Below are 255 nucleotides of genomic sequence, written 5' to 3' on the forward strand. Positions count from 1 at the left end.
CCAGCACCACAGCCACAAGTGTCAGCCTCGCCTTAGGCGGCGGTACAGCCACGGGCAGTGGTACGGATTACGGCAGCGCCACAGCGACTAATCTGCAAGTGTCCACCGATGGTGGCGCCACGTGGGGTAATGCGACGACCGCAACGATTGCGGCAGGTAGCACAAGCGTGTTGGTACGGACACCGATCACCGATGATCTGATCAACGAAGTGACTGAAACCTTTGATTTAACAGTCACCCGCACAGCAGGTACGA

General features: G+C 58.0%; 1 protein-coding gene. It reads left to right on the forward strand.

Annotation, left to right across the window (positions count from 1 at the left end; genetic code table 11):
* On the forward strand, window positions 1–255 hold a 255-nt coding region (locus H8K55_RS21415), incomplete at both ends, for a hypothetical protein (protein WP_186944273.1).

It is taken from the genome of Affinundibacterium flavidum (genome assembly GCF_014284175.1).
GTDB classification, from domain to species: domain Bacteria; phylum Pseudomonadota; class Gammaproteobacteria; order Burkholderiales; family Burkholderiaceae_D; genus Undibacterium; species Undibacterium flavidum.